This is a genomic window from Nannocystis exedens (assembly GCF_002343915.1).
GTDB lineage: Bacteria > Myxococcota_A > Polyangia > Nannocystales > Nannocystaceae > Nannocystis > Nannocystis exedens.
This window is the reverse complement of sequence record NZ_NETK01000001.1, coordinates 8,008,500-8,032,030: the sequence shown is the minus strand read 5'-3', so window position 1 is coordinate 8,032,030 and position 23,531 is coordinate 8,008,500. Positions and strand designations below refer to the sequence as shown.

Sequence of the window (23,531 nt, the reverse complement as noted above, 5' to 3'; positions counted from 1 at the left end):
AGCATGTTTTGCGAGACATGCTCCGTCGAGGCCGACGACGCAGACGTCGCGGCCGCCGGAGCCTCGGATCACCTATCTCGCGGAACATGCCCGCTCGGGCATGTCCCAACCGTCACAACCCCTCGACCGGCGTCAGCGTGACCGAGCGCAGCGGCTCGCCGGCGCGCTGGACTTGCAGCTCGATCGGCCCGTCGACGCCGATGAGCTGCGTCAGGTAGGCGACCTCGGACACCCGGCTGACCGGGCGGCCCGCGACCGCCAGGATGAAGTCGTCGACCTGCAGGCCGGCCTTGGCGCCCGGGCCCGCCGGCTCGACGCGGGTCACCTTGACCGTGGCCATGCGGCCGGGGAACTCGTCGTCGTCGGCCGCGCGCAGGCCGAGGCGGACGCGACGGAAGCGGCCGTAGGTCAGCACCTCTTCGAGGTAGCGGCGGACCATCGGCGCCGGCACGGCGAAGCCGATGCCCGTGCCCTCGCCGCGGACGGCGGTGGCGATCCCCAGCACCTCGCCGCGCAGGTCGACGATCGGCCCGCCCGAGCTGCCGGTGTTGATCGACGCGTCGGTCTGCACGAAGCTGAAGAAGCCGTCCTGCGGCAGATCTTCCGGCTTGCCGACGTCGACCCAGTCGCGCCCCAGGCCGGAGACCACGCCGACGGTCACGGTGTCGCCGAGGCCGAACGGGTGGCCGACGGCCAGCACCCACTCGCCGGGGCGCACCGGTCGCTCGCGGAACACCACCGGCGCCTGGTCGACGCGCGGCGGGTCGGGGGCGATCACCGCCAGGTCGAGCAGCGGCTCGCGGTGGATCACCTGCGCCCGCACCCGCTCCTGATTCGCGTACTCGACGTCGATCGTGCTGGCGGTGATCGGCACCACGTGGGCGTTCGTCACCACCAGCCCGTCGGCGCGCACGACCGTGCCGCTGCCGATCCCGCGCTTCGAGCGACCGGTCGCCTGCGGCAGCGTGCAGATCACGCTGACCACCGAGGGCGCGATCTGTTCGGTCACCGCCGCGAAGTCGGGCAGCGCGTGCGACCGCGGCGGTCGCACCGGCGGCGCGGCCGGCGTCGGCTCGGCCTTCGGGCTGTCCGAAGGGACAGGCGACGGCGACGCCTCGTCGTCGAGCGGTCGGCACGCGACGAGCGCGGCCAGCCCGACGACCACTCGCGCGCGCACGGGCGGTCAGCCCTCGTCGCTCGCGTCGCCGGCGTCGCCCGCCGGGGCCTCGGGCTCGGCGGGGGGCTCGCTCGTCGGCTCGCTCGCGGCCTGGCCCGGCGCCTCGTCGGCCTCGTCGGCCTCGCTGCCGGCCTCGTCGCCGTCGACGTCCTCGTCCTCGTCGTCGTAGTCGTCGTCCTCGTCGAACGGCGCGCTGACCAGCGGACGCGTGGGAGAAATCACGGGGAAGCGCGGCGAAGCGGCGCGACGGGCCTCGCGCTCCTCGTCCTCGAAGCTCACCGTGGCGACGTTGTCGGCCGCGTCCGGGAGGGTCTTCAGCCACTCCTCGTAGCGTTCCTTGGTGATGAGCCCACCGCGGATGTTGCGGCGGACGGTGCGGAGGTCGAAGAGCCGTTCGAGCTGGCGCGGGGCAACCATTGCGGCGGCCCTTTTAGAACACCGGCCGCCGTCCGTCAAACCGGCGCGGGCGCGCCGGTGCGCGGTCGCCGGCCCGTTCGCCGGCCGCTCGCGGACTTTTTCGGCGAAACCCGGCGCGCGCGTGACTCCGACCTCACGTCCTCGCGGTCCAAGCCCGGAGCCTCCGCGCGCCCCTGCGGCGTCCGCGAGGGACCGCTCGGCACCCGAAATTACGCGGCCCGCTCCAGGTCCGGTGCACACGCAGGGCGTCCTCAGGGCCCGCAGACCGGGAAATAACCCGCCACTTTGCCTGGTAGGCGGCCGGGCGTATAGATCCGGCGCACCACGGATCGCGCCGCCCGCCGCGAACCCCCTTGCCTCCCCGCCACCGCGTACCCATCAAGCGACAGCCATGAGTGTAGGAGCCTACGACATCCGCGTGATCAACGACCTCGTCGAGCGCGAGAGCGCCTTCGTCGAGCGCCTCATGACCGAGGTCCACAAGGTCATCGTCGGCCAGGACGAGATGATCGAGCGCGTCTTCATGGGCCTCCTGTGCCACGGGCACGTGCTGCTCGAGGGCGCCCCCGGTCTGGCCAAGACGCTGACCGTCAGCACCCTCGCGCGCTGCCTGCACATGGAGTTCAAGCGGGTCCAGTTCACGCCCGACCTGCTGCCCTCCGACGTCCTCGGCACCGTCATCTACAACCACCAGACCGGCAGCTTCACCAACCGCAAGGGCCCGGTCTTCACCAACCTGCTGCTGGCCGACGAGATCAACCGCGCCCCCGCCAAGGTCCAGAGCGCGCTGCTCGAGGCGATGGCCGAGCGCCAGGTGACGATCGGCGACACCAGCTACCCGCTGCCGAAGCCGTTCCTGGTGCTGGCGACCCAGAACCCGATCGAGCAGGAGGGCACCTACACCCTGCCCGAGGCCCAGCTCGACCGCTTCATGTTCAAGATCAAGGTCGGCTACCCGACCGCCGAGCAGGAGCTGCAGATCATGCAGCGGATCGGCGGGGCGCCGACCGCCGCCAAGATCGAGGTCCAGCCGGTCATCGGCCCCGACGACATCGCCAAGGTCCAGCAGACCATGGACCGCATGATCGTCGAGCAACCTGTCCAGAAGTACATCGTCGACGTCGTCGCGGCCACGCGCACCCCCGGGGCCGTCGGCCTCGAGAAGCTGGCCCCGTTCATCGACTTCGGCGCCTCGCCGCGCGCCACCATCGCCCTGTTCCAGGCCGCGCGGGCGCACGCGTTCATGCGCCACCGCGGCTACGTCAGCCCCGAGGACATCAAGGCCGTCGCCCCCGACATCCTGCGCCACCGCATCATCCTCTCGTACGAGGCCGAGGCCGAGGGCAAGACCGTCGAGGAGGTCGTGCGGGCGATCCTCGAGCACGTGCAGGTCCCGTAAGCGCCGCCATGGTCCGCCCGTCCGCCGATAAGTCGCCGCCGAGTCGGAGCGACGCCGAGGCCGCGAAGGAGCGCACCACCCAGCTCCTGCGCGAGATCCGTCGCATCGAGATCCAGACCTCGCGGCTCGTCAACCAGCACCTCGCCGGCTCCTACCAGTCGGTGTTCAAGGGCCAGGGCGTCGCCTTCTCCGAGGTCCGCGCCTACACCCCCGGCGACGACGTGCGCGCGATCGACTGGAACGTCACCGCGCGCACCGGCGAGCCGCACGTCAAGCTGTTCACCGAGGAGCGCGAGCTCACCGTCATGCTCGTCGTCGACATGTCGGGCAGCCTCGACCTCGGCTCGCGCGACTACGACAAGCGCCAGCTCGTGGCCCGCCTGGCCGCCACCTTCGCCTTCTCGGCGATCCGCAACAACGACCGGGTCGGCCTGATCGGCTTCACCGACACCGTCGAGGTGTTCGTCCCGCCGCGCAGCGGTCGCAAGCACGTGCTCGCGGTCGTGCAGCAGGTGCTGACGCACGTCCCGCAGAGCCGGGCCACCCGCGTCGCCAGCGGCCTCGAGTACCTCGCGCGGCTCGGCCAGCGCCACACCGTCGCCATCCTGATCAGCGACTTCGTCGACGTCGTCCCCGACGATTCGCCCGACGCCGCCCGCGCCTTCGAGCACGCGCTCAAGATGGTGCGCCGGCGCCACGACCTGATCCCGATCCGCGTCGAGGACCCGCTCGAGCTCGAGCTGCCGGCGCTCGGCCTCGTCGCCCTCGAGGACCTCGAGCTGCTCGGCCTCGGCGGCGACAGCTTCCTCGACCTCAGCCCGGGGCGGGCCAAGAACTACCGCCAGCGGGTCGAGGGCGAGCGGGCCCGCCTCGACCAGCTGCTGCGCAAGCTCAGCCTCGACAGCATGTCGATCCGCTGCGGCGACAACTGGCAGCAGCCGCTCGTCAACTTCTTCGCCCGCCGGGCCCGGAGGATGCGCCGGTGACGTCCCTCGTACACGGTCTACTGCTCGCCGCCCTGCTCGCCCCGGCCGCCGCGCCCGAGCCCACGCGCGCCCCCGCGGACCCGTCCGCGCCCGCGCCCACGCGCGCCCCTGCGGACCCGTCCGCCCCCGTCCCCGCGCCGCCGCCGGCGCCCGCGACGCCGCCCGCGCCGGGCGTCGCCCCGGCCGCCGCCCCCGTCGACGAACCTGCCTCCGAGGACATATCCTCTGCGCCAGCCACCGACAGCCCGGTGGCGATCAGCGCGCGGGTCACCCCCGACCCGTCGCAGATCGGCGACCTGCTCAAGCTCGAGGTCACCGTCGCCTACCCGACCGGCTACGCGGTCAACGTCCCGCTCGGGCTCAAGCTCGACCCGCTGCACCTCGTGTCGGTCGAGGAGAGCGAGCCCGAGAGCACCGGCCAGGGCCTGCGCAAGGTCTTCACCTTCACGATCCAGCACTTCAACATCGGCGAGGCCAGGACCCCGAGCTTCCCGATCACCTACGTCGCCCCCGACGGCGCGGTGCAGACCGCCCAGGTCCCCTCGCACAGCTTCACCGTCACCGCGCTGCTGGCCAACGAGGCCGAGCCCAAGCGCCAGGGCGAGGATCCGCCGATCTCGCTCTCTTACCCCAACAACACCGCCGAGACCGCGATCTACTTCACGGCCGGCGCGCTGGTGGCCGGCTTCGTGTCGGCGCTGCTGTGGCTGCGCTGGCGTCGGCGGCCGCGCCCGGTCGTTTTGCCGCCGCCCGAGCCGGCCGACCGCGTGGCCCTACGCGCGCTCGATCGCCTCAAGGAGGCCGACTACGCCGGCCGCGGCGAGTTCCAGCTGCACTACCTCATGCTGACCGAGATCCTCAAGGGCTACCTCGAGGGCCGCTTCGGCATCGACGCGCTCGAGCGCACCACCGACGAGCTGCGGGCCGCCCTGCTCCGCTCCGAGGCCGCGATCGCCCCGCTCAAGCCGACCGAGGTGATCCGCTTCCTGCAGCAGTGCGACCTCGTCAAGTTCGCCCGCTTCGCCCCGCCGCCGAGCGAGGCCGCCGCCGCGGTCGAGCAGGCCCGCGGCATGGTCGTGGCGACCACCCCGGTCGCCACGACCGGTCCCAAAGACCATGCCTCGAAAGACAGGCCCGCCGAGACAGGGCCCAAAGAACAGGCTGTGAAGGACATGTCCTCGCCAGCAGCTCCCAAGCCGGTGCCGGAGTCCGACATCCCGACCGAGCCGGTGCCCAAGTACAAGGAGGAGGACGCGTGAGCGCCTCCGCCAAGCGGCTCGTCGCCGTGCTGCACAACCTCCTGCCGATCCTCGGCTTCGCCGGGCTCGCCGTCGCCCTGTCGCTGCTGGGCCTTGTCGCCTACCTCGGGGCCGACCTGCGCCACGTCGTCATCGCCTCCCCGTGGTGGCTGCTGGCGGCGTTGGTCCCGCTGCTGGCGGTGGTGATCCGCGGCGTCGTCTCGCCGCGCCCGGCCACCCTCAAGTTCTCGCGCGCGACCTCGGCCCGCCGCCTCGGCCCCGGCCTGGCCGCGCGCCTGGCTCACCTGCCCGACGGCCTCCGCCTGGCCGCCGCGATCCTGCTGGCGCTCGCGCTGGCGCGCCCCGAGTCGAGCCGCACCACCGACCGCGTCGAGCACAAGGGCATCGACATCGTCGTCGCGCTCGACCTGTCCGACTCGATGGAGGCCGACGACCTCTACCCGAACCGGCTCGAGGCGGCCAAGGACGTCATCGACAGCTTCATCGCCCGCCGCCGCCACGACCGCGTCGGCATGGTCGCCTTCGGCGCCACCGCCACCACCGTCTCGCCGCTGACGGTCGACCACGGCGTGCTGCGCCAGCTCGTGCGCCGCCTCCAGCTCGGCAGCATCGACGGCAGCAAGACGGCGATCGGCGCCGGCCTCGGCCAGGCGCTGAATCGCCTCAAGGAGTCCGACGCCGACAGCAAGGTCGTCGTCCTCCTCACCGACGGCGTCCACAACGCCGAGGGCGTCGACCCCGACTCGATGGCGCGCGAGGCCGCCGACCGCGGCGTCCACGTCTACACCATCCTGATCGGTCGCCAGGCCGCCTCCATCGACCCCGGCCGGCTCGAGCGGATCGCCAGCACCACCGGCGGCTACGCCTACACCGCCGTCGACCAGCAGGCCCTCGTCACCACCTTCCAGGACCTGCTCAACAAGCTCGACCGCTCGACGATCCTCGGCGAACACATCCGCGCCCAGCTGTTCCACCTGGTCTTATGGCCGGCCCTGCTGCTCCTCATGCTCGACATCGTGCTCCGCTCGACCCGCCTGCGGAGGTTCCCATGAGCCCCGGCGCCGCTTGTCCTCACGGACATGCCCGATCGACCATGTCTGTTCGGCCATCCCCTGCCGCCGCCGCGCCCGCAGGGCGGTCGCTGACGCGCTCGCCCGTGGCGGCGCTCGCCGCCGCCACACGACGCCTCATGCGCTCGGCAACCGGTCGTCGACATGCCCGTTCGACCATGTCTGTTCGGACATGCCCCTTTAAACATCCTCTCGCGCGCCGCGCCGCCCTCGCCTCGTCCCCGCGGAGGTGCGCATGAGCCCCGCCGAAGTCGTCCGCGACCTCGCCCAGGACGCCGAGACGAAGGACGTCCTGACCCTCTTCGAAGAGGTCGTCATCGCCCGCGAGGACCTGCTGTGGCTGCTCGTCCTCGTGCCGCTGGCGGCCGCCGCTTACGTCTGGGCGGCGCGCCAGCGTCGACGCGGCCTCGCCAGCCTCGGCAGCCCCGTGCTCGTCGAGCGCCTGGTCGGCAGCGTCAACCACGCCAGCCGGGTCGTCGCCGCCGTCGTCTCCGTGCTCTCGGTCCTGCTCCTCTGCGCCGGCCTGCTGCGCGTGCAGTACGGCGGCGAGACCACCATCGTCCCGGCGACCGGCCTCGACATCGTGCTCGCCGTCGACTACAGCAAGTCGATGCTCGCCCGCGACGTCTACCCGTCGCGCAGCGAGCGGCTCGCGGCCGAGCTGCAGCGCTTCCTCGACGAGGCCGACCGCCGCGGCGACCGCGTCGGCCTGGTCGTGTTCGCCGGGGCCGCGCGCGGCCTGCCGGTCAGCCGCGACGCCCGCGTCCTCAAGCTCTACCTCGACAAGGCCGACCCGCGCACCGAGAACCCGGGCGGCACCGCGATCGGCAAGGCGCTCAAGCTGGCGCTCACCTTCCTCATCGACGCCCGCCGCGCCGCCGCGGCCGGCCTCGAAGGCGGGCCCACCAAGTCGTTCCCGACCAAGGACGGCAAGGCGGAGGACATCCCGCCCTCGGAGTCCGACCAGATCGTCATCCTGCTGACCGACGGCGAGGACACCGTCTCGCGCCCGCTCGAGGTCGCCGCCGAGGCCGCCAAGCTGGGCGTGCGGATCTACGCCGTCGGCATCGGCTCGAAGTCCGGCGAGCCGATCCAGAAGTTCGACGCCGAGGGCAACCCCGACGGCTTCGTCACCGACGAGCAGGGCAACTACCTCATGACCCGCGTCGACGAGGCCACCCTCAAGGACATCGCCAAGACCACGGGCGGCGACTACGTCCTCGTCGAGCCCGACAAGTTCGGCCTCGACAAGGTGGCCGAGTGGATCCGCGACCTCTCCAAGGGCCAGCGCGAAGACACCGTCACCGCCCACCGCGAGGAGGGCTACGCCTTCCTCATCATCCCCGCCCTGCTCCTCCTCGCGCTCTCGCTCGCGCTGCCCGAGCGCAAGAAAGGGCCCTGATCGATGCCACACCCGTCCTTCCACCAGTCGCCGCCCGCCGCCCCGCCGCGCGAGAAAGGACGCTGACCCGTGCCGCTCGTATCGACCCGCAAGCTGCTCGTCATGCCGCCGCGCGAACAGGACGCTGACCTTGGGTCGCTCCCATCGACCCGCAAGCAGCTCCCCGCCGCCCCGCCGCGCGAGAAAGGACGCTGACCCGTGCCGCTCGTATCGACCCGCAAGCTGCTCGTCATGCCGCTGCGCGAACAGGACGCTGATTTTGGGCCGCTCGCATCGACCCGCAAGCAGCTCCCCGCCGCCCCGCCGCGCGAGAAAGGACGCTGACCCGTGCCGCTCGTATCGACCCGCAAGCTGCTCGTCATGCCGCCGCGCGAACAGGACGCTGATTTTGGGCCGCTCGCATCGACCCGCAAGCAGCTCCCCGCCGCCCCGCCGCGCGAGAAAGGACGCTGACCCGTGCCGCTCGCATCGACCCGTAAGCAGCTCCCCGCCGCCCCGCCGCGCGAGAAAGGACGCTGACCCGTGCCGCTCGTATCGACCAGCAAGCTGCTCGCCGCCGTGCTCGCTGCCGGTTGGCTCGCCGAGGCGCTCGCCGGCAAGAACAGCGACGTCGAGGCCGGCATCGCCGCCTATAACAGCGGCGATCACGAGGCTGCCCTGGCGGCCTACGCCGCCGCCGAGGCTGAACTCGGTGAGCGCCCCGAGATCTTCTACAACCGGGGCCTGGCGCTGATCGCCAAGGGCGACAAGGACGAGGCTCGCAAGGCGTTCGAGCGCGGCACCGAGTCCACCCACCCCGACGTCCACGCCAGCTCGGAATACGAGCTCGGCAACCTCGACCTCGACGCCGAGGCCTTCGACCCCGCCATCGAGCACTACATCAAGTGCCTGAAGGCCAAGCCCGATCACGCCAACGCCAAGTGGAACCTCGAGCTCGCCCTGCTGAAAAAGAAGCAGAAAGAGGAAGAGGAGAAGAAAAAACAAGAGGAAGAGAAGAAGGACCAGGAGAACAAGGACGAACAGAAGCAGGACGAACAGAAGCAGGACGAGCAGAAGCAGGACGAGCAGAAGCAGGACGAGCAGAAGCAGGACGAGCAGAAGCAGGACGAGCAGAAGCAGGACGAGCAGAAGCAAGACGAGCAGAAGCAGGACGAGCAGAAGCAGGACGAGCAGAAGCAAGACAAGGGCGAACAGCCGCAGCCCCAGCCCCAGCTCGACAAGGCCGACCTCGACAAGGCGCTCGAACAGCTCGACGCGGAAGACAACTTCCAGCTCGATCGTCCGGCGCGACAGATCCGGGTCGAGAAGGACTGGTGACCGTGGCACCCCACCGACCCGCTCGCCCCGATCGGCTGTCCCCGCGGCCAGAATCTGCCGACGAGCCGCTCACGGCCCCCCGGCGCGGCTCTCCCGCGCATCTGTCCCCGGAGTCATCTTCCACACCGCTCGCTCCCCCTGCCTCACGGCCAGCGTCTTCCTGCCCTGCGCTCGCGTCCGCGATGCCTTCTGCGGGGTCTTTCGCTCGCCTGTCCCCAAAGCCAGCCACGGCCTCCTTCCTGCCCTGCGCACCGGTCCGAACCTACGACTCGGGCGGACCGTCCCCGGAGCCAGCCGCGAGCCATCTGTCCTTCGGGCCAGACATGCGTCGCGCCCTGCCTCGCCGCCGTCTCCTGCAGCTCGCCGGCGCCGCCGGCCTCGGCCTCTGCCTGTCCCCGAGGACAGCTCATGCAGACACCAAGTCGCGCGTCGTCGCGGAGATCGATCGCGACCGGGTCGAAGTCGGCGAGGCGTTCGAGCTCACCGTCCAGGTCGACAGCGAGGGAGAACGCGGCTCTGAAGTCCCGGAGCCGGTGTTGCCCGACCTGGCCGCTCTCGGCCTGCAGGTCGTGGGCATGCCGGCCACCTACCGCAGCACCAGCAGCTCGTTCAGCTTCGGCACCGGCCGCGGGTCGACCATGACCACCCGGACCACGCTGACCAGCGTCTACACCCTCGTCGCCAGCAAGCCCGGCCGCTTCGAGCTGCCGGTCCACATCATGGAGGGCAAGACGAAGGTGACGCCTCCGCGGATCCCCGCGGTCGAGGTCACCGGGCAGGCCGCGCCGACCGAGCCGATCCCCGCGGCCGCCGACGGCCCGACCGAGCCGCAGGGCGACATCTTCCTGTGGACCCGCCTCGACAAGCCGACGGTCTTCGTCGGCGAACAGCTCACCTACACCCTCGAGATCTACGAGCGCCTGCCGTTCCTGCAGATCCAGCTGCGTCAGCTCCCGGGCTTCCAGGACTTCTGGAGCGAGGAGCTGCCCCAGGGTCAGATGCGCCAGGCGGTCGTCGGCAACACCGCCTACCGCGTCCACCCCGGCCTCCGCCGCGCCCTGTTCCCCCAGCGCGCCGGCACCCTCACCCTCTCGCCCGCCGAAGTCGGCATCGGCATGCGCCGCCGGATCACCGGCCGCCCCGTCACCGTCGAGGTCAAGCCGTTGCCCGCCGGCGCCCCGGCCGGCTTCTCGCCCAACAACGTCGGCGTCTACTCCATCCGCGCCCAGGCCGACCGCACCAACATCAAGGTCGGCGAGCCGTTCACGCTCACCATCGCCATCCAGGGCACCGGCAACATCCGCGTCATTGATCCCGGGTCGTGGCCCGAGATGCCCGGCCTGCGCCGCTACGAGCCCAAGATCGAGACCGACGTGACGACCGGCGCCCAGCTCGGCGGCGAGCGCCGTTACGCGTTCCTCGTCATCCCCGAGCGCGGCGGCCAGCTGACCGTCCCCCCGCACACCTTCCACTACTTCGACCCCGCCACTGCGAGCTACCAGACGGCCACCAGCGCCCCGATCGAGCTCACCGTCGCCGGCGACCCCAACGCCGCGCCGACGCCGACGACCGACGCTCCACCCCCGCCGACCGCCGCCGAAGAAGAGGGCATCCTGGCCCCGATCGTCGAGCCGGCCACGCTCCCTCGCGCGACGCCCTCGCCCTCGTGGCTGACCCCCTCGCGCTGGGGCTGGGGCATGGCCGGGGCGCCGGTGCTCCTGGCTCTCGGGACAGCCGCGACCGCGCTGTGGCGCCGCTTCGGCCCCGACGAGTCCAGCCGCGTCGCTGCAGCCCGGGCCGCCAAACAGCGCGAGTTGCTGGCCCAGGCCGAACGCGGCCTCGCGTCCGGCGAGGGCTTCTACCCCGCCCTCGCCCAGTTGCTGCAGGCCGCCGCGGTCGAACGCGCCGGCCCCGAAGGCGAGGGCTTGCCCCGCCACACCCTGCTGGCCCTGCTCGCGCGCAAGGGCGTCTCCTCCGCCGACTGCGACCGCCTGCGCGACCTGCTCGACCGCTGCGACGCCGCCCGCTTCGGCGCCCGCGGCGAATCTGCCAGCGAGCGGGAGGCCGCCCTCCGAACCGCACGCGAGCTCCTGGCCAGCCCGACGGCCCTGAAGCCGGGCTCGTCGGCCAGGACTCCCTCGTGATCCCCCGGCCGGCGATCGTCCCCACCGGCCATAACCCGGCCCCTCGGGACCCCCTCGCCCGCGTGGACCCGCTGGACCGCCGGCCTGAGTCCTCCTGACCCGGCCCCCTCGCCCGCCCGAAGCCAGGACCCCTCCACGCCCCCACCGCTCGACCAGACCCGGCCTCGCCCGACCGAACTCATGACTCGCATGCGAATCCGCGCGCTCTCGATCTTCGCCCTGTTCGCGCTCACGGCCGCCTCTGCCCGCGCCGACGTGGTCGACGACGCCTTCGCGCGCGGCAACGCCCTCGCCGCCGCCGGCGACTACGCGGGCGCCGTGCGGGCCTACGAGGACGCCGAGGCGCTGCTGCCCGGTCGCAGCGCGGCGCTGTCGTTCAACCTCGGCACCGCGTACGCCCAGCTCGGCCAGCTCGGCCCGGCCACCTATCACCTCCGCCGCGCCCTCCAGCCGCAAGCCGAGGCCAGCGTGGACATCGCCGAGGCCGCGCGACGCAACCTCGGCGTGGTCCGCCAGCGAGCCGAAGTCGCCGCCGCCGCCGCCAACCTGCAGATCGATCGCCCCGAGACGTGGCGCGACGCGGCGCTGTCGGCCCTCCGTTCGCCCGCGTTCGGCTGGCTGTCCGTCAGCGCCGGCTGGCTCGCGCTGCTGGTGTGGGTCGTCCGGTCGCGCTATCGGGAGGCTGCTCGCAGCGCGCTCGCCGGGCTCGCCGCGGTCCTTGCGGCGCTCTACCTGGTGATCGGCGGCCTCCATGGTTACGCGCTGCGCACCGAACTCGGCGCGCCGCAAGCCATCGCGCTCCCGGCCAAGCTCGAGGTCCGCGAAGGCCCGAGCATCCATCGCAAGACCGTCTTCACGGTGCAGGGCGGGAGCCGTCTCAGCCTCGTCGAGCGCGGCTCCGGTTGGGGCCGCGTCCGGCTGCCCGGCGGCCTCGAAGGTTGGGCCCCGCTGTCCGAACTCGGCGAACTCGCAGCGCCGCCGCGACGCCTGGCCAGCGAACCGCCGTCGCCGTGATCGTCTTGCGCTATCGCTCGCGCCGACGCGGCACGTACGGCCGTCCGAGCGCCCGCGTCGCGACACCTGCAGGTCTCCTGTCGCACTGGGTAGGTCCCCTGGAGTACTGCCGTCGAGGAGCGAGCCGCGCAACGGCTGCCGCCCGCGCGCTCCGCGTGTCGCCCGCCGCGCGCCGGTCGAAAATGGGCGTAGCGTTTTTCCACTGCCACGATACTGTAAACGTGTCGTGCTCGCGGTCCTCGCCACCAAGATTCGCAGCAACGGTGAAGGGTCGGTCGCAACCGCCATCAAGAAGCCGTACGAGGGCTTTTTGATCAGCGAGCCGATGGTGGGGCGAGGCATGGTGATCTTCCGCGACCCCAACGGCCGTCGCATGGTCACCACTGCGGTCCGCCGGATCTTGACCACCGCCGAGACCGAGGGCCGCGAGGACGAGCGCGAGCGCCGGTTGATGTACGTCGAGACCGAGAACTCCGTGTATCGCCTGGCCTTCCTCGACACCTCGAGGCACTCCGTCACCGCCGCCAGCGGCTGAGCCACGGCCGGGATATGCCCGCCACGCCGCACCGGCGCGGCGCTCCGAGCCGACACCGACACCCCGGCCGCCGTGGAGCGGCGATGTTCAGCCCCGCTGAGGCTCACAGCTGCCTCGTGACCAGCAAGGCCGTCCAGGTCGACGTCGTGTCCGTCGGCATCGGGCAGGTCTGCCAGTCGACCGCGCCAGAGAGATGCACGCGGAGGTCGAGAGAACCCGCTGCGAGCTGACCGAGATTGTCCTCGTACACGCGGACGACCTCGCCGCCCAGCGTGAAGTCCACGGCCCCGCGCTCCCGGCACGGACACGCGCTCGGACCGGGCTCGCACGTCGGTTCGCACGGCCAGGCGCGGGTGAGGACGAGCGGCGCGTAGAAGTCGGACGGCGGGTAGAAGTCCGACCAGTACTCGTCGGTGAACGCGTCGGGCAGCGCCTCGGCCGACAGAAACGCCAGCAGGAGCGCGCCTTCGGGATCACGCAGGGTGATGAAGGTGTTGGCGTAGAACGGATTGTCGTTGTGGAGCCGCAGCTGCACGGCCTCACCGACCGCCACGGGCGCGAGCCCGGGTGGACCCAGCGCCAGCGCCAGCGTGTGGACGACCGGCAGCCCCATCTCGTCGGCACACGCGAAGCCGAGCCTGTAGCCCCCTGCGCCGTCCTCCTCGACCTCGGACACCTCGCATGCCCGATCGAAGCGCACGTCGCCGAGCGTGAACGGAACGTCGCCGTCGATGGTGATGGACAACGCGCCCCCTATGGGCGGCGGACCGCACGCCGGCGCGGGCTCAGGCTGCTCCTGCGTAAGCGAGGTCGTGCTCGAGCTCGTCGGCGCGGTCGAGGTGGTCGTCGACGTGCTCGCGCCGCCGGAGCTCGTACTGCCCGCGTCGCCCACCTCGGAGCTGGACTCGTCGTGGGCCCCCGGACCGCAGCCCAGCGTCACGAGCCCGAGGATTGCTGATACGCCGATCATTCGAATCATCGCTCGCCAGGCTAGTCGCTCCGCTCGGCCGCGCAAGCTGCAACTGAATTTGGCGCTCACGAACTCGCGTTGGGTGTCCCGTCGACGTCTCTCAAGAACATGCCCGAAGGAACATGTCCTCGAAGACATCCAAAAACCATCGCCTGCTGCGACCTACGCTGCAAGACCCAATCAAAGTTGGCGCTCACGAACTCGGCTTGCGAGTTTGTCTCACGCCGACACGGGCGAGAAAGCGCTGGTCCGCATCGCTCCGACCGCTACACCTCTCGACACCCATGACCCACTCAGGACGCGCTTCACCAGGGGACCTTGCGCTGCGCGGCCCGCAGCGTGCGAGCGGGTGCGCCGCGTCCCCGTCGGTACCCACGCCCCCGGACGCGAACGCATTTGGCCGGTCACGCCTCGCGCTCGGCCGCGAACTCGAGCACCGTGGTCCCCACGGGCGTCGTGGCCGAGGGTGCCGTCAGCCGACCGATCGCCCACCCCTGCCCGCCGCTCTCGCGCAGCGCCGCGACGAGCCCTGCGGCCTGCTCCTCCGGCACGGTGAGCAGGAGCCCGCCGCTCGTCTGCGCATCGGCGGCGAGGAGCGTGCGCAGCGGCTCCTCGCTGCCCTCGACGATCAGGTTCGGCCGCACGAACGCCAGGTTGGCCTTCGACCCGCCGGGCACCCGTCCGGCGGCCGCGTGGGCGAGCGCCCCGGGCAGCGCCGGCAGGGCCGCCATGTCGAGCCGCGCCGCCAGCTGCGAGCCGCGGAGGATGTTGCGCAAGTGCCCGAGCAGCCCGAACCCGGTCACGTCGGTGCAGGCCGTGACGCCGAAGCCGCGCGCGATCGTCAGCGCCGGTCCGTTCAGCGTCGTCATGCTCCCGACCGCCGCCGCCACCTCGGCCGGCTCCGCGTGACCGTGCTTGATCGCCTGGGCGATGAAGCCGGTCCCGAGCGCCTTGGTCAGCACCAGCGCCTGGCCTTCTCGACCTGTCCGATTGGACAGGATCTCGGGGACAGCCACCTCCCCCGTCACGCTGAGCCCGAACTTCAGCTCACCGTCGCGGACGGTGTGGCCGCCGACCACCGCCACCCCGGCGCGGGCGCAGGCCCGCGCCGCCCCGCGCAGGATCGCCTGCAACACCGACAGCGGCAGCTTGTCGTCGGGGAAGCCGACCACGTTGAGGGCGAACAGCGGCCGGCCGCCCATGGCGTAGACGTCCGACAGCGCGTTGCAGGCGGCGATCTCGCCGAAGGTCTCGGGGTCGTCGACGAGCGGGGCGATGATGTCGACGGTCAGCACGGTCGCTCGCGTCGGGTCATCGCCGATGCGCACGACGGCCGCGTCGTCGGCGAACTCCGTGCCGACGAGGACCCGCTCGTCGCCCCGTTCTTCGGGCGGGGGCATGCCCTCCAGGACCTGGACCAGGTCGCCGAGCCGCAGCTTGGCGGCTCAACCGCCGCCGCGGGCGAACTCGGTCAGACGGAGCGGTCGGTGGACGGCGCGGGTGTCGTCGGGCTCGCCGGGCTTTCGGGGCTCGCTGCTCATGCGCGAGGAGTGTATCGCAGACCCCGGGCCGCTACACTGCGGCCCATGGCCAAGCCCGTGCGTGACCTGGTCCTCGGGACCGCCGGCCACATCGATCACGGCAAGACCGCCCTGGTCCGCGCCCTCACCGGAGTCGACACCGATCGCTTGCCCGAGGAGAAGCGCCGCGGGATCACCATCGACCTCGGCTTCGCCGCCTGGCAGCTCGGCCCCGGCCTGGTCGCCAGCATCGTCGACGTGCCCGGTCACGAGGCCTTCGTCCGCACCATGGTCGCCGGCGCCGGAGGCGTCGACGCCGTGCTCCTGGTCGTCTCGGCCGAGGAGGGCGTGATGCCGCAGACGCGCGAGCACCTGCTCGTCTGCCGCCTCCTCGGCATCACCCACGGCGTGGTCGCGCTCAGCAAGATCGATCGCCTGCAGGGCGACGCCGAGGCGCTGGCGCTCGCCGAGGCCGACGTGCGCGCGGCCCTCGAAGAGCTCGCGCCCGGCCTGGCCCGCGCCACGATCGTGCCGTGTTCCGCACACACCGGCGCCGGTGTCCCGGAGCTCGCCGCCGCCGTCCGCCGCGTCGCCGCCGCGCTGCCGGCCCGCCCGTCGCGCGACCGCCCCATCCTCCCGATCGATCGCTGCTTCGTCCTCAAGGGCCACGGCACCGTCGTCACCGGCACCTTGCTCTCGGGACAGCTCGAGATCGCCGCCGACCCCTACTTCACCCTCGTCCCCGGCGGCGAGCAGCGCCCCGCCCGGGAGCTTCGGGCCCGCGCCCTCCACGTCCGCGGCGCCGCGGCCACCCGCGTCCCCGCGGGCGCTCGGACGGCGGTCAACCTCGGCGGCGTCGCCGTCGCCGAGCTCGCCCGCGGCGACGTGCTCACCCGCGGCCACCGCGTCGTCGCCGCCGGGGCCGTCCACCTCCTGCTCGAGCACCTGCCGCACGACCCTCGCACCTGGCGCAGCGGCACCAGCGTCCAGGTCTGCGCCGGCACGGCGCACACCACCGGGCGGCTCGACCCGCTCGGGCCGCTCACGGGCGACGAGGATGCCCCCAAGACCATGTCTGTTCCGCCAGGTACTACGGCGCTGGTGCGGCTCCGCCTCGACGCGCCCCTGCCCGCCTGGCACGGCCAGCGAGTGGTCCTCCGCAGCCACGGCGGCGACCTGATCCACGGCCACACCTGCGGCGGCGGCGTCGTCGTCGACCCGGCCCCGCGCCCCGGCCGCGGCCAGCGGAGCCGCTGGCTGCGGGTCGCCCGCGCCCTCGCCGGCGCTGACCTGCGCGGGCGTCTGGCCGCGCTGCTGGCCGACGCCGGCGCGCTCGCCATCTCGCGCGAAGAGCTCGAGCTGCGGGCGGGCGCGCCCGACCTCGACGCTGTCCTTTCCGACATGGTCCAAAGTGCAGACGCCGTGCGGCTCGGCGACAGCCGCCACGTCGCCGCGGCCGTGCTGCCCGAGCTGGCCGCCGCCGCGGTCGCCGTCGCCGTCCGGTTCCAGGCCGCCCACCCCGATCGCCCCGGGCTGTCGCGTGCCGCCCTGCTCGGCGGCTTGCCCGGCCGCGTCGCGCCCGACGTCGCCGCCGCCGCCCTCGACCACGCGCTCGCCCGCGGGCTGCTGGAGCTGCGCGGCGACGTACTCGTCCGTGGCGGCACCGAGCCGACCCCGGGCCTGTCGCCGATCGGGCACAAGGTGCTGGATCTCTACGTCCGCGCCGGCGTCGCCCCCCCCACCCTTAAAGAGGTACAGGCCGGCGCCAACCTGAGCGAACGCCAGGCCCTCGACGCTCTCACCGCGCTGCAGAAGGCCGGCGCGCTGGTGCGAGTCTCCGCCGATCTTTCGCTCGCCCGCGAGCATCACGCCACGCTGGTCGACAAAGTCCGGTCCCACCTGCGCGAGAGCCCGCAAATCGATGTTCAGGTGCTCAAGGCGTTGACGGGTCTGTCGCGCAAGTTCGTCGTGCCCTTCCTCGAGCACCTGGACCGGCTGGGCATCACCCGCCGGCAAGGTGAGGTCCGAGTCGCCGGCCCCAAGCTCCATGGCGCCTGAGCTCGAACCTCGCGTGGCCGGCTCGCCGGCCTCGGCTGCACGCCGCCTGCGACGCGCCGGGCGCCCGGCGCACTGCCGGTCGGCGTCCCGGGCCCTGCCGCCGCCTGCGTCCCCCGCCGTGCTTTCCTGGCGCAGACCAGGCCGACGTCCCGCCCCACGCCGCAACTTGCGTTCCTCCCCCGCGCTCTCTCGCCGTACGCCCGGCCAACTTCCCGACCAATCCCCCCAGCGTCTCGACACGCCCTGGCGCCCGCCTGGCCTCCACCCCGCATTCCCCGGCCCATGCCCGATCGGCCCCCGTGCGCCACGTCGGCGGTCCCGTCCGACCACCCTCTCGCACCCGGGCCCGCATTGCGGCCACACCGGCACGCCTCGCCGCGCTCGTTCGCGCGGTCTCTTCATACATGTCCCTTGCGCAAGGTGTCCCCAATCCCGGGCCGTGACGAGCCTCGCGCCTCCACCCTGGCGGCCGCCTGTACAAGCCGGGGGCGAGCCGATACCGTACGCGGCATGCATGCTGTCACCTCGGCCTGGCCGACGGCTTGGTTCGCCGTCTCGCCGGGGGATGTCGGCGCGCAGTCAACCTCAGCTCCGTCCCGGTCCTAGCGGGACAGGAGGGTCCAAGTGGGTCGCCTCAAAATGTTCTCGTTGCTCTTCGGCGTCGGCCTCGTGGCTGCGCTCGCCCCGATGCTCACTGGCGGCTGTACGCAGTGCGACGAATTCCTCGAATGTACCACCAAGCCGGGGCTGCGCTACGTCGAGTGCGGCAGCAAGCAGCACGAGTTCAACGACGGCGTCTCCCTCGACGACGAGGACACCGCCTGGGATTATTGCTTCTGCAACAGCAGCCGGCTGCAGTGCGAGAACGGCAGCAGCCTGCGGATGTGCAATTACATGACCTACGACGGCTCCGTCGCCGCGCTGTTCAACGACGGCACCTACGCCGAGTTGACCAGCGCGGTCGCGGGGTGCCTCGAGTACGACGGCTGCGCCGTCGAGATCGCGCGCTGCAACTACGGCGGCTGGTACCTCAATTGTGCGCGGGGCGACGAGCGGGTTTACATCAGCGGCGCGGGCCAGATCTTCAAGGACGAGAAGAACGCCGTCGACACCTGCGTCGCCCGCGGCCCCGGCGGCTTCGCCTGCGAGCCGATCATCGACGACTGCGAGGACCTCGACTCGTGCGCGCTCAGCAAGGCGTGCAGCGAGTTCTGCTCCTCCCCCGCCTGCTTCAACAACAAGAACGCCGCGGACTGCATCGCCGACCCCGCGTGCCGGTGGACCCCCCAATGACCGCGCTCCGCACCCTCCTCGCCGCGGCGCTCTCGACCGCGCTCGCCCTCCCGACCCCCGCCCTCGCTGCGCCGGCGCCCGCGCCCGTGGCCGCCGCGCCCGTCGACTGGGCCGGCACGTTCACGCCGACCGGCGTCAGCGCTCACCTCGGCGACAAGAAGCCCAACATCATCGTCATCGCCGCCAACCCCGGCTCGCAGGCGGCCGCGGCCGCGTTCCGAGCCGCGCTCACCGCCTCGAAGAAGGCCGGCGTGGTGATCGACGGCCAGGCGCTCGGCGCGGTCGACAGCCTCGACGACCGCGGCATCGTCGAGCGCGCCAAGGTCCTGCCCGTCCAGCAGATCGTCATCGTCCGCGTGTTCGAGGGCAGCCCGGGCGACCCGCCGAGCTTCATCGCCATGGCCTACGGCACCGACGGCAACGTCGCCGTCGCCCTCAGCGGCACCGCCGGCGTCCCCCTGCCCGAGCCCGAGCCGCCCACCGAGGTCAGCGTGCCCGACCCGGCCCCCGAGGGCGGCGAGGAAGGCCCGAAGGAGCCCGAGGAGCCCGAGGAGGTCAAGCAGGCGCGCGAGGCCGCCGAGAAGGAGTACGCGGCCAAGCGCCTCGGCGGCACCTGGGGCGCGTTGCGCCAGGGCACGCCCGGCACGCCGATCAGCCCCGCGCAGTTCTATGCCGCCCTCGGCCGCGACGACCTGGCGCGCCAGGTCGACAAGCGCAAGAAGACCCGGCTCGGCGTCGCCCTCGGCGGCGGCATCGCCGGCGGCGGCCTGGTCGCGGTCGGCCTCACCTTCCTGATCCTCAACGCCACCGCCGCCAAGAACGGCCCCGACTTCGGCCCCGACGACCCGCTCGGCGCCGGCACCGACCGCGTCCGCTACCCGCTGTCGATGCCCGTCTCCGGCGCGCTGCTCGGCGTCGGCGCGGCTCTCCTCATCGGCATGGGCGTGTTCCTCGGCGTCTACAAGGCCCACCCGATCGGCCGCCGCGAGACCCCTGGCCTCATCGACGGCCACAACCGGGAGCTCCGCCAGAAGCTCGGCCTGCCCCCCGAACAGGCCAGCGTCCGCATCGCCCCCAGCCTCGGGGCCAGCAACGGCCTCGTGCTCGTCGGCCGCTTCTGAGCCCGCGTCGGCAGCGAGGCCTGACCATCGAGCAGGCCTCGCTCCCCCACGGCGCTCTCGCGCTTGGCAGCTGTCCTCTTGGACATGCTCCTCGAAGCATGTCCTCCCGGCCATCACTCGTCTTGGCGAGACATGCTCTTCCGGACATGTCCTCGCACCCCCCTCGCGCAGGGCACGTCCTTCACGCATGCCCTCGCAGCCCGGGCGCCTCGCAGTCGCGGCTCTCACCTGCCCTCAGGGCATGTCCTTGCGGCCAGCCGCCACCGCTCGCACCGCCGCCGCCAGCGCCTCCTCTTCCTCCGGCGCGACCGTCCGCAGGTCGAGCAGCAGCTCGCCGGCGCTGACGCGGCCGACCACGCCGGCCCGCCGCAGCGCAGTCGCCGTCGCGGCAGGGTCCGCCGTGGGCACCGCCAGCGCCACGCTCACCATCACGTCGCCCGGCAGCGAGCCGCCGCCGACGGTGGCCTCGCTCGTCCGCACCTGTCCCGAAGACCACCCGAGTCGCTGCCCCAGCGCCTCGGCCCGCGCGCGCAGCTGGTCCTCCGACCAGGCCATCATGCGCCGCAGCGGCAGCGTGTCCGCCTGCCCGCTGGCGTACGCGATCGCGGTCGCGTGGAGCGCCGCCACCGTCGTCTTGTCGGGCCGCAGCGCCCGCGCCAGCGGGTGCCGGCGGCACTTTCCGACCAGCGCGGCCGACCCCGCCAGCAGCCCGGCCTGCGGCCCGCCGAGCAGCTTGTCGCCGCTGAATGTCACCAGATCTGCCCCTTGCGACAGGTACTCCTGGACAGTCGGCTCCTCGCCCACGATCCCGCCCAGCGAGCCCGAGCCGAGGTCCGCGACCACCGGGGCCCCGCGCTCGCGCCCCAGCGCCGCCAGCTCGCCCAGCGTCGGCTGATGCACGAACCCCGCCTGCGAGAAGTTGCTGAGGTGGACCCACAAGATCGCCGCCGCCCCCCGCGACTGCCCGGGCAGCTCGCCCGCGAGCCCCGCCGCGTAGTCGGCGAGGTGCGTCCGGTTGGTGCTGCCGACCTCCCACACCTGCGCGCCGCCGGCCGCCGCCATCTCGGCCACGCGGAAGCCGTCGCCGATCTCCACCATCTGACCGCGCGACAGCACCACGCCGCCCGGTCGCCCCACCGCCGTGCACGCCAGCAGCAGCGCGGCCGCCCCGTTGTTGACCACGTGCACGTCCTCGGCCCCGAGCAGCGCCGCCAGGAGCGGCCGCAGCCACGTGAGCCGCGAGCCGCGCCGGCCGGTCTCGACCTCGAACTCGAGCTCGCAGGTGCCGGCCGCCGCCGTCATCGCGGCGACTGCCGCTCGGGACAGGGGCGCGCGCCCGAGGTTGGTGTGCAGCAGCACGCCGGTCGCGTTGATCAGCGCGCGCGGCCGCGGCGTCATGACCTCGGCCAGTCGCCTCTCCACCTCGCGGGCGATCGCCTCGACCTCGGGCGCCTCGGAGATCTCGCCGGCCAGAGCCCGCCGCCGCAGCTCCGCCAGGATGTCGTTCACGAGGCGCTTCTGGATCGATCGCAGCGCCGGCGACGACGCGAGCGCGGGGTGGTCGAGGATCCGATCGACGCGAGGCAGACGGAGCGACATGCCCTCTACTGCTGCCACAAGAGCAGCGCCGCGACGAGCGCCGCGAACCCCAGCGTGGCCGCGGCCGGCAGCAGCAGCGACTCGCCCGGCTCCGCCGGCGCGACCTGCCGCACGCGCGTCACCGTCACCTCGCCGCCGCGTCGCAGCGCCGCGTCGACCTGCGCCCCCGGGTGATGCACGCGTAAGGAGATCCCCCCGACCACGATCACGTCGCCGTGAGCCAGCGGCGTCGCCCCGACCAGCGCCGCCCCGTCGCGGTACACCCCGTTCTTGCTGCCGAGGTCGGTCACGGTCAGCCCCTCGGGCGTCACGTCGAGCGCCGCGTGGACGCGCGACACGTCGTCGCCCGCCAGCATCACCGTCGCCCCCGGATCGCGGCCGATCACCGCCCGCCCCGGCGCCAGCGCGTGCGTCCGTCCGCGCCCCGGTCCGCTCTCCTCGCGCACGAAGATCTCCGGCTCACGACCCACGCCCCGGACCATAACCTATCTCTCGGGACCGGTCGCGCCCACGAACGCCCCGTCGATCCAGCACTCCGCCCCGGCCCCCTCCGGCCCCGCCCGCACCACCGCGCGTCGCTGCCGCGTCCTCGCTTGACAGGCCTCGAGGTGTATCCGCAACGACTTCAGCGCCGGTCCTTCGGGACATGTCCCCGAGAACATCATCCCCGCCCGCTCGAGCTCCGCCTGCACCGCCGCGGCCGCCGGCGGGCTGCGAGGCGCCGCCACGGCCGCCGCCCCGCGGAAGCCCAGCGCCGCCAGCAGCTCCGGCCACGCCTCGGGCGCGAGCCACGGGTCGCGCACGCACGCCAGCGACCGATCTTCCGGCGCCGGCACGATCACCGCAGCGCTGCGTGTCCCGCCGATCGCCACCCAGGCCCGAGGCGGCTCGGGCGATCGTTCGCGCCCGAGGTACGCCAGCGCCGCCAGCACCCCGACGCACGGCAACATCCCCGGCACCCAGCGCAGCACCGCCGGCCGCCGCACCGTCCACCGCAGCACCAGCCCGAGCCCGGCCAGCCCCGCCAGCAGCCACCACGGCGGCTCCGGCGCCCGCGCCGCCAGCCCGGCCAGATCGATGATCACCTGCCCCCCGAGCGCCGCCGGCCGCAGCGCCTCCGGCCCCCACCACCGCGTCGCCACCATCCCGGCGATGCCGAGCGGCAGCACCCACACCGTGAACACCGGCACCGCGATCACGTTGGCCGCCACCCCGATCAGCGACGCCTGCCCGAAGTGGACCAGAACGATCGGCAATGTCCCGAAGGACACCCGCCAGCTCTGCGCCACCAGCCCGCGCGGCGCCGTCGGGTGGACCAGGATCGCCATCGCCGCCAGCGACAGGTGCAGCCCCGGGTCGAGCGCCCACGCCGGCCGCCACGCCAGCATCGCCGCCGCCGTCCACGCCAGCGCCGTCAGCCCGTGGCCCGGGCGGCCCGTCAGCGTCGCCAGCTGGGCCAGCGCGAACATCACCGCTGCGCGGAGCGCCGGTGGTTCGCCGCCTGTCACCCCCAGGTACGCCAACACCGGCAGCCAGGCCAGCGCCGCCGCCAGCGTCAGCGAACCGCCGACCAGCAATCCCGCCCGCAGCAGCGGCGTTTGGACCAGCGCCGCCGCCACCGCCACGTTCATCCCGCTGACCGCCACCACGTGTCCGAGCCCGGCCCGCCGCAGTTCTGTGCGGCGTTCGGGCGCGAGGGCCGCGGGCTGGCCCAGCACCGACGCCACCACGAAGCCCAGCGCCGCGTCGCTCCGCGAGGCGCGCGTCGTCGCCTCGCGCAGCTCGGCCACCGCCCGCCAGTAACCGCCGTTCGCGCCCCCGGCTCGCCACGCGTGTTCGACCGAAAACGCGGCCGCGGCCCCGTCGCGGGCCGGATCGAAGCTTCCGGCGCCCGGCCACGGCGGACCCTCGCGGCGCGCGAGATCTCCGGCCCTGAGCCAGATCGGATCGCCCGCTGCAAGTGGACAAATCGCCTCGGGTACGCGGAGCGACCACACCGCCGAGCTGCCGTCCGGGCTTGCGAACACGGCACAGCTCGCCGTCGCCGGGGCGCTCGCTCCGCGGACCGTCACGCGGACGAGCCCCGGACCCGCGATGTCCGGCGGCTCCGGCTCCGGCAGCCGCCCGCGAGCCGCTCCGGCCACTCCTGCGGCCAGCACCACCGCTGCTGCTGCGCCCCTGCGCGCTCGCAGAGCGGCCCCTGCGAGCAGCCCTGCCAGTCCTGCCAACACGGCTGAGCCCGCCGGCGCA

Annotated in this window: 21 protein-coding genes; 14 read left to right on the top strand and 7 right to left on the bottom strand. The window is 72.9% G+C overall.

Features of this window, described 5'->3' with window-relative positions:
• Nucleotides 1-112: 112 nt before the first annotated feature.
• Nucleotides 113-1,177, bottom strand: coding sequence for a S1C family serine protease (locus NAEX_RS31620; RefSeq protein WP_096331209.1), 1,065 nt, complete (start codon nucleotides 1,175-1,177; stop codon nucleotides 113-115).
• Nucleotides 1,178-1,183: 6 nt separating this feature from the next.
• Entirely contained in the window at nucleotides 1,184-1,594 is a 411-nt protein-coding gene (locus NAEX_RS31615; RefSeq protein ID WP_096331208.1) for a hypothetical protein, read from the bottom strand.
• 391 nt (nucleotides 1,595-1,985) lie between these two features.
• Here NAEX_RS31615 and NAEX_RS31610 point away from each other — a divergent pair, with 391 nt between their 5' ends.
• The 11 genes from NAEX_RS31610 to NAEX_RS31570 all read left to right on the top strand — a co-directional run bounded on the left by NAEX_RS31610 (nucleotide 1,986) and on the right by NAEX_RS31570 (nucleotide 12,720).
• Nucleotides 1,986-2,993: an AAA family ATPase gene (locus tag NAEX_RS31610; RefSeq protein WP_096331207.1), complete on the top strand. Its 1,008-nt coding sequence runs from the start codon at nucleotides 1,986-1,988 to the stop codon at nucleotides 2,991-2,993.
• A gap of 8 nt (nucleotides 2,994-3,001) precedes the next feature.
• Nucleotides 3,002-3,979, top strand: coding sequence for a DUF58 domain-containing protein (locus tag NAEX_RS31605; protein WP_096331206.1), 978 nt, complete (start codon nucleotides 3,002-3,004; stop codon nucleotides 3,977-3,979).
• A complete protein-coding gene (locus tag NAEX_RS31600) occupies nucleotides 3,976-5,238 on the top strand; it encodes a hypothetical protein (protein ID WP_143140516.1) in 1,263 nt (420 codons plus the stop codon). The genes NAEX_RS31605 and NAEX_RS31600 overlap by 4 nt, the downstream gene beginning before the upstream one ends.
• Complete coding sequence (locus tag NAEX_RS31595; protein WP_096331204.1) at nucleotides 5,235-6,290, top strand: VWA domain-containing protein; 1,056 nt, start codon at nucleotides 5,235-5,237, stop codon at nucleotides 6,288-6,290. Before NAEX_RS31600 ends, NAEX_RS31595 begins: the two co-directional genes overlap by 4 nt.
• A gap of 253 nt (nucleotides 6,291-6,543) precedes the next feature.
• Entirely contained in the window at nucleotides 6,544-7,710 is a 1,167-nt protein-coding gene (locus NAEX_RS31590; RefSeq protein WP_096331203.1) for a vWA domain-containing protein, read from the top strand.
• 198 nt (nucleotides 7,711-7,908) lie between these two features.
• On the top strand, nucleotides 7,909-8,034 hold the full coding sequence (locus tag NAEX_RS53975) for a hypothetical protein (RefSeq protein ID WP_275937645.1): 126 nt from the start codon (nucleotides 7,909-7,911) through the stop codon (nucleotides 8,032-8,034).
• Nucleotides 8,035-8,037: 3 nt separating this feature from the next.
• Nucleotides 8,038-8,163: a hypothetical protein gene (locus NAEX_RS53970; RefSeq protein WP_275937644.1), complete on the top strand. Its 126-nt coding sequence runs from the start codon at nucleotides 8,038-8,040 to the stop codon at nucleotides 8,161-8,163.
• 69 nt (nucleotides 8,164-8,232) lie between these two features.
• Complete coding sequence (locus tag NAEX_RS31585) at nucleotides 8,233-9,027, top strand: tetratricopeptide repeat protein (RefSeq protein ID WP_096331202.1); 795 nt, start codon at nucleotides 8,233-8,235, stop codon at nucleotides 9,025-9,027.
• Nucleotides 9,028-9,350: 323 nt separating this feature from the next.
• The gene (locus NAEX_RS31580; RefSeq protein WP_170136147.1) at nucleotides 9,351-11,171 is read left to right on the top strand and encodes a BatD family protein; all 1,821 of its coding nucleotides are present in this window, start codon (nucleotides 9,351-9,353) and stop codon (nucleotides 11,169-11,171) included.
• Nucleotides 11,172-11,360: 189 nt separating this feature from the next.
• The gene (locus NAEX_RS31575) at nucleotides 11,361-12,185 is read left to right on the top strand and encodes an SH3 domain-containing protein (RefSeq protein WP_096331200.1); all 825 of its coding nucleotides are present in this window, start codon (nucleotides 11,361-11,363) and stop codon (nucleotides 12,183-12,185) included.
• 226 nt (nucleotides 12,186-12,411) lie between these two features.
• Nucleotides 12,412-12,720, top strand: a complete 309-nt coding sequence (locus tag NAEX_RS31570) for a hypothetical protein (protein ID WP_096331199.1) — start codon at nucleotides 12,412-12,414, stop codon at nucleotides 12,718-12,720.
• 103 nt (nucleotides 12,721-12,823) lie between these two features.
• Here the strand turns inward: NAEX_RS31570 and NAEX_RS31565 are convergent, their stop codons facing one another.
• The gene (locus tag NAEX_RS31565; RefSeq protein ID WP_096331198.1) at nucleotides 12,824-13,465 is read right to left on the bottom strand and encodes a hypothetical protein; all 642 of its coding nucleotides are present in this window, start codon (nucleotides 13,463-13,465) and stop codon (nucleotides 12,824-12,826) included.
• Nucleotides 13,466-14,094: 629 nt separating this feature from the next.
• Entirely contained in the window at nucleotides 14,095-15,126 is a 1,032-nt protein-coding gene (selD, locus tag NAEX_RS31560) for a selenide, water dikinase SelD (RefSeq protein WP_256254045.1), read from the bottom strand.
• Nucleotides 15,127-15,276: 150 nt separating this feature from the next.
• On the opposite strand from selD, the gene selB reads away from it, so the two are divergent.
• The 3 genes from selB (at nucleotide 15,277) to NAEX_RS31545 (ending at nucleotide 19,682) form a co-directional block, all read left to right on the top strand.
• The gene (gene selB / locus NAEX_RS31555) at nucleotides 15,277-17,268 is read left to right on the top strand and encodes a selenocysteine-specific translation elongation factor (RefSeq protein WP_096331196.1); all 1,992 of its coding nucleotides are present in this window, start codon (nucleotides 15,277-15,279) and stop codon (nucleotides 17,266-17,268) included.
• Between the two features lie 624 nt (nucleotides 17,269-17,892).
• Entirely contained in the window at nucleotides 17,893-18,561 is a 669-nt protein-coding gene (locus NAEX_RS31550; RefSeq protein WP_143140519.1) for a hypothetical protein, read from the top strand.
• Nucleotides 18,558-19,682 carry a hypothetical protein gene (locus tag NAEX_RS31545; protein ID WP_096331194.1) on the top strand — a complete coding sequence of 375 codons (1,125 nt, stop codon included), beginning with the start codon at nucleotides 18,558-18,560 and terminating at the stop codon, nucleotides 19,680-19,682. The genes NAEX_RS31550 and NAEX_RS31545 overlap by 4 nt, the downstream gene beginning before the upstream one ends.
• 234 nt (nucleotides 19,683-19,916) lie before the next feature.
• Here the strand turns inward: NAEX_RS31545 and selA are convergent, their stop codons facing one another.
• The 3 genes from selA to NAEX_RS53965 are packed head-to-tail and all read right to left on the bottom strand — an operon-like array spanning nucleotide 19,917 to nucleotide 23,071.
• Nucleotides 19,917-21,281, bottom strand: a complete 1,365-nt coding sequence (gene selA, locus NAEX_RS31540) for an L-seryl-tRNA(Sec) selenium transferase (RefSeq protein ID WP_096331193.1) — start codon at nucleotides 21,279-21,281, stop codon at nucleotides 19,917-19,919.
• Between the two features lie 5 nt (nucleotides 21,282-21,286).
• On the bottom strand, nucleotides 21,287-21,751 hold the full coding sequence (locus NAEX_RS31535) for an FHA domain-containing protein (protein ID WP_170136146.1): 465 nt from the start codon (nucleotides 21,749-21,751) through the stop codon (nucleotides 21,287-21,289).
• A gap of 15 nt (nucleotides 21,752-21,766) precedes the next feature.
• Nucleotides 21,767-23,071: a ComEC/Rec2 family competence protein gene (locus tag NAEX_RS53965; protein ID WP_100792935.1), complete on the bottom strand. Its 1,305-nt coding sequence runs from the start codon at nucleotides 23,069-23,071 to the stop codon at nucleotides 21,767-21,769.
• Nucleotides 23,072-23,531 lie beyond the last annotated feature (460 nt).

Coding starts and splice junctions, on each gene's coding strand:
- NAEX_RS31615 (WP_096331208.1), bottom strand. CDS start 1,594: ATGGTTGCCCCGCGCCAGCTCGAACGGCTCTTCGACCTCCGCACCGTC.
- NAEX_RS31610 (WP_096331207.1), top strand. CDS start 1,986: ATGAGTGTAGGAGCCTACGACATCCGCGTGATCAACGACCTCGTCGAG.
- NAEX_RS31605 (WP_096331206.1), top strand. CDS start 3,002: ATGGTCCGCCCGTCCGCCGATAAGTCGCCGCCGAGTCGGAGCGACGCC.
- NAEX_RS31590 (WP_096331203.1), top strand. CDS start 6,544: ATGAGCCCCGCCGAAGTCGTCCGCGACCTCGCCCAGGACGCCGAGACG.
- NAEX_RS31580 (WP_170136147.1), top strand. CDS start 9,351: ATGCGTCGCGCCCTGCCTCGCCGCCGTCTCCTGCAGCTCGCCGGCGCC.
- NAEX_RS31575 (WP_096331200.1), top strand. CDS start 11,361: ATGCGAATCCGCGCGCTCTCGATCTTCGCCCTGTTCGCGCTCACGGCC.
- selB (WP_096331196.1), top strand. CDS start 15,277: ATGGCCAAGCCCGTGCGTGACCTGGTCCTCGGGACCGCCGGCCACATC.
- NAEX_RS31545 (WP_096331194.1), top strand. CDS start 18,558: ATGACCGCGCTCCGCACCCTCCTCGCCGCGGCGCTCTCGACCGCGCTC.
- selA (WP_096331193.1), bottom strand. CDS start 21,281: ATGTCGCTCCGTCTGCCTCGCGTCGATCGGATCCTCGACCACCCCGCG.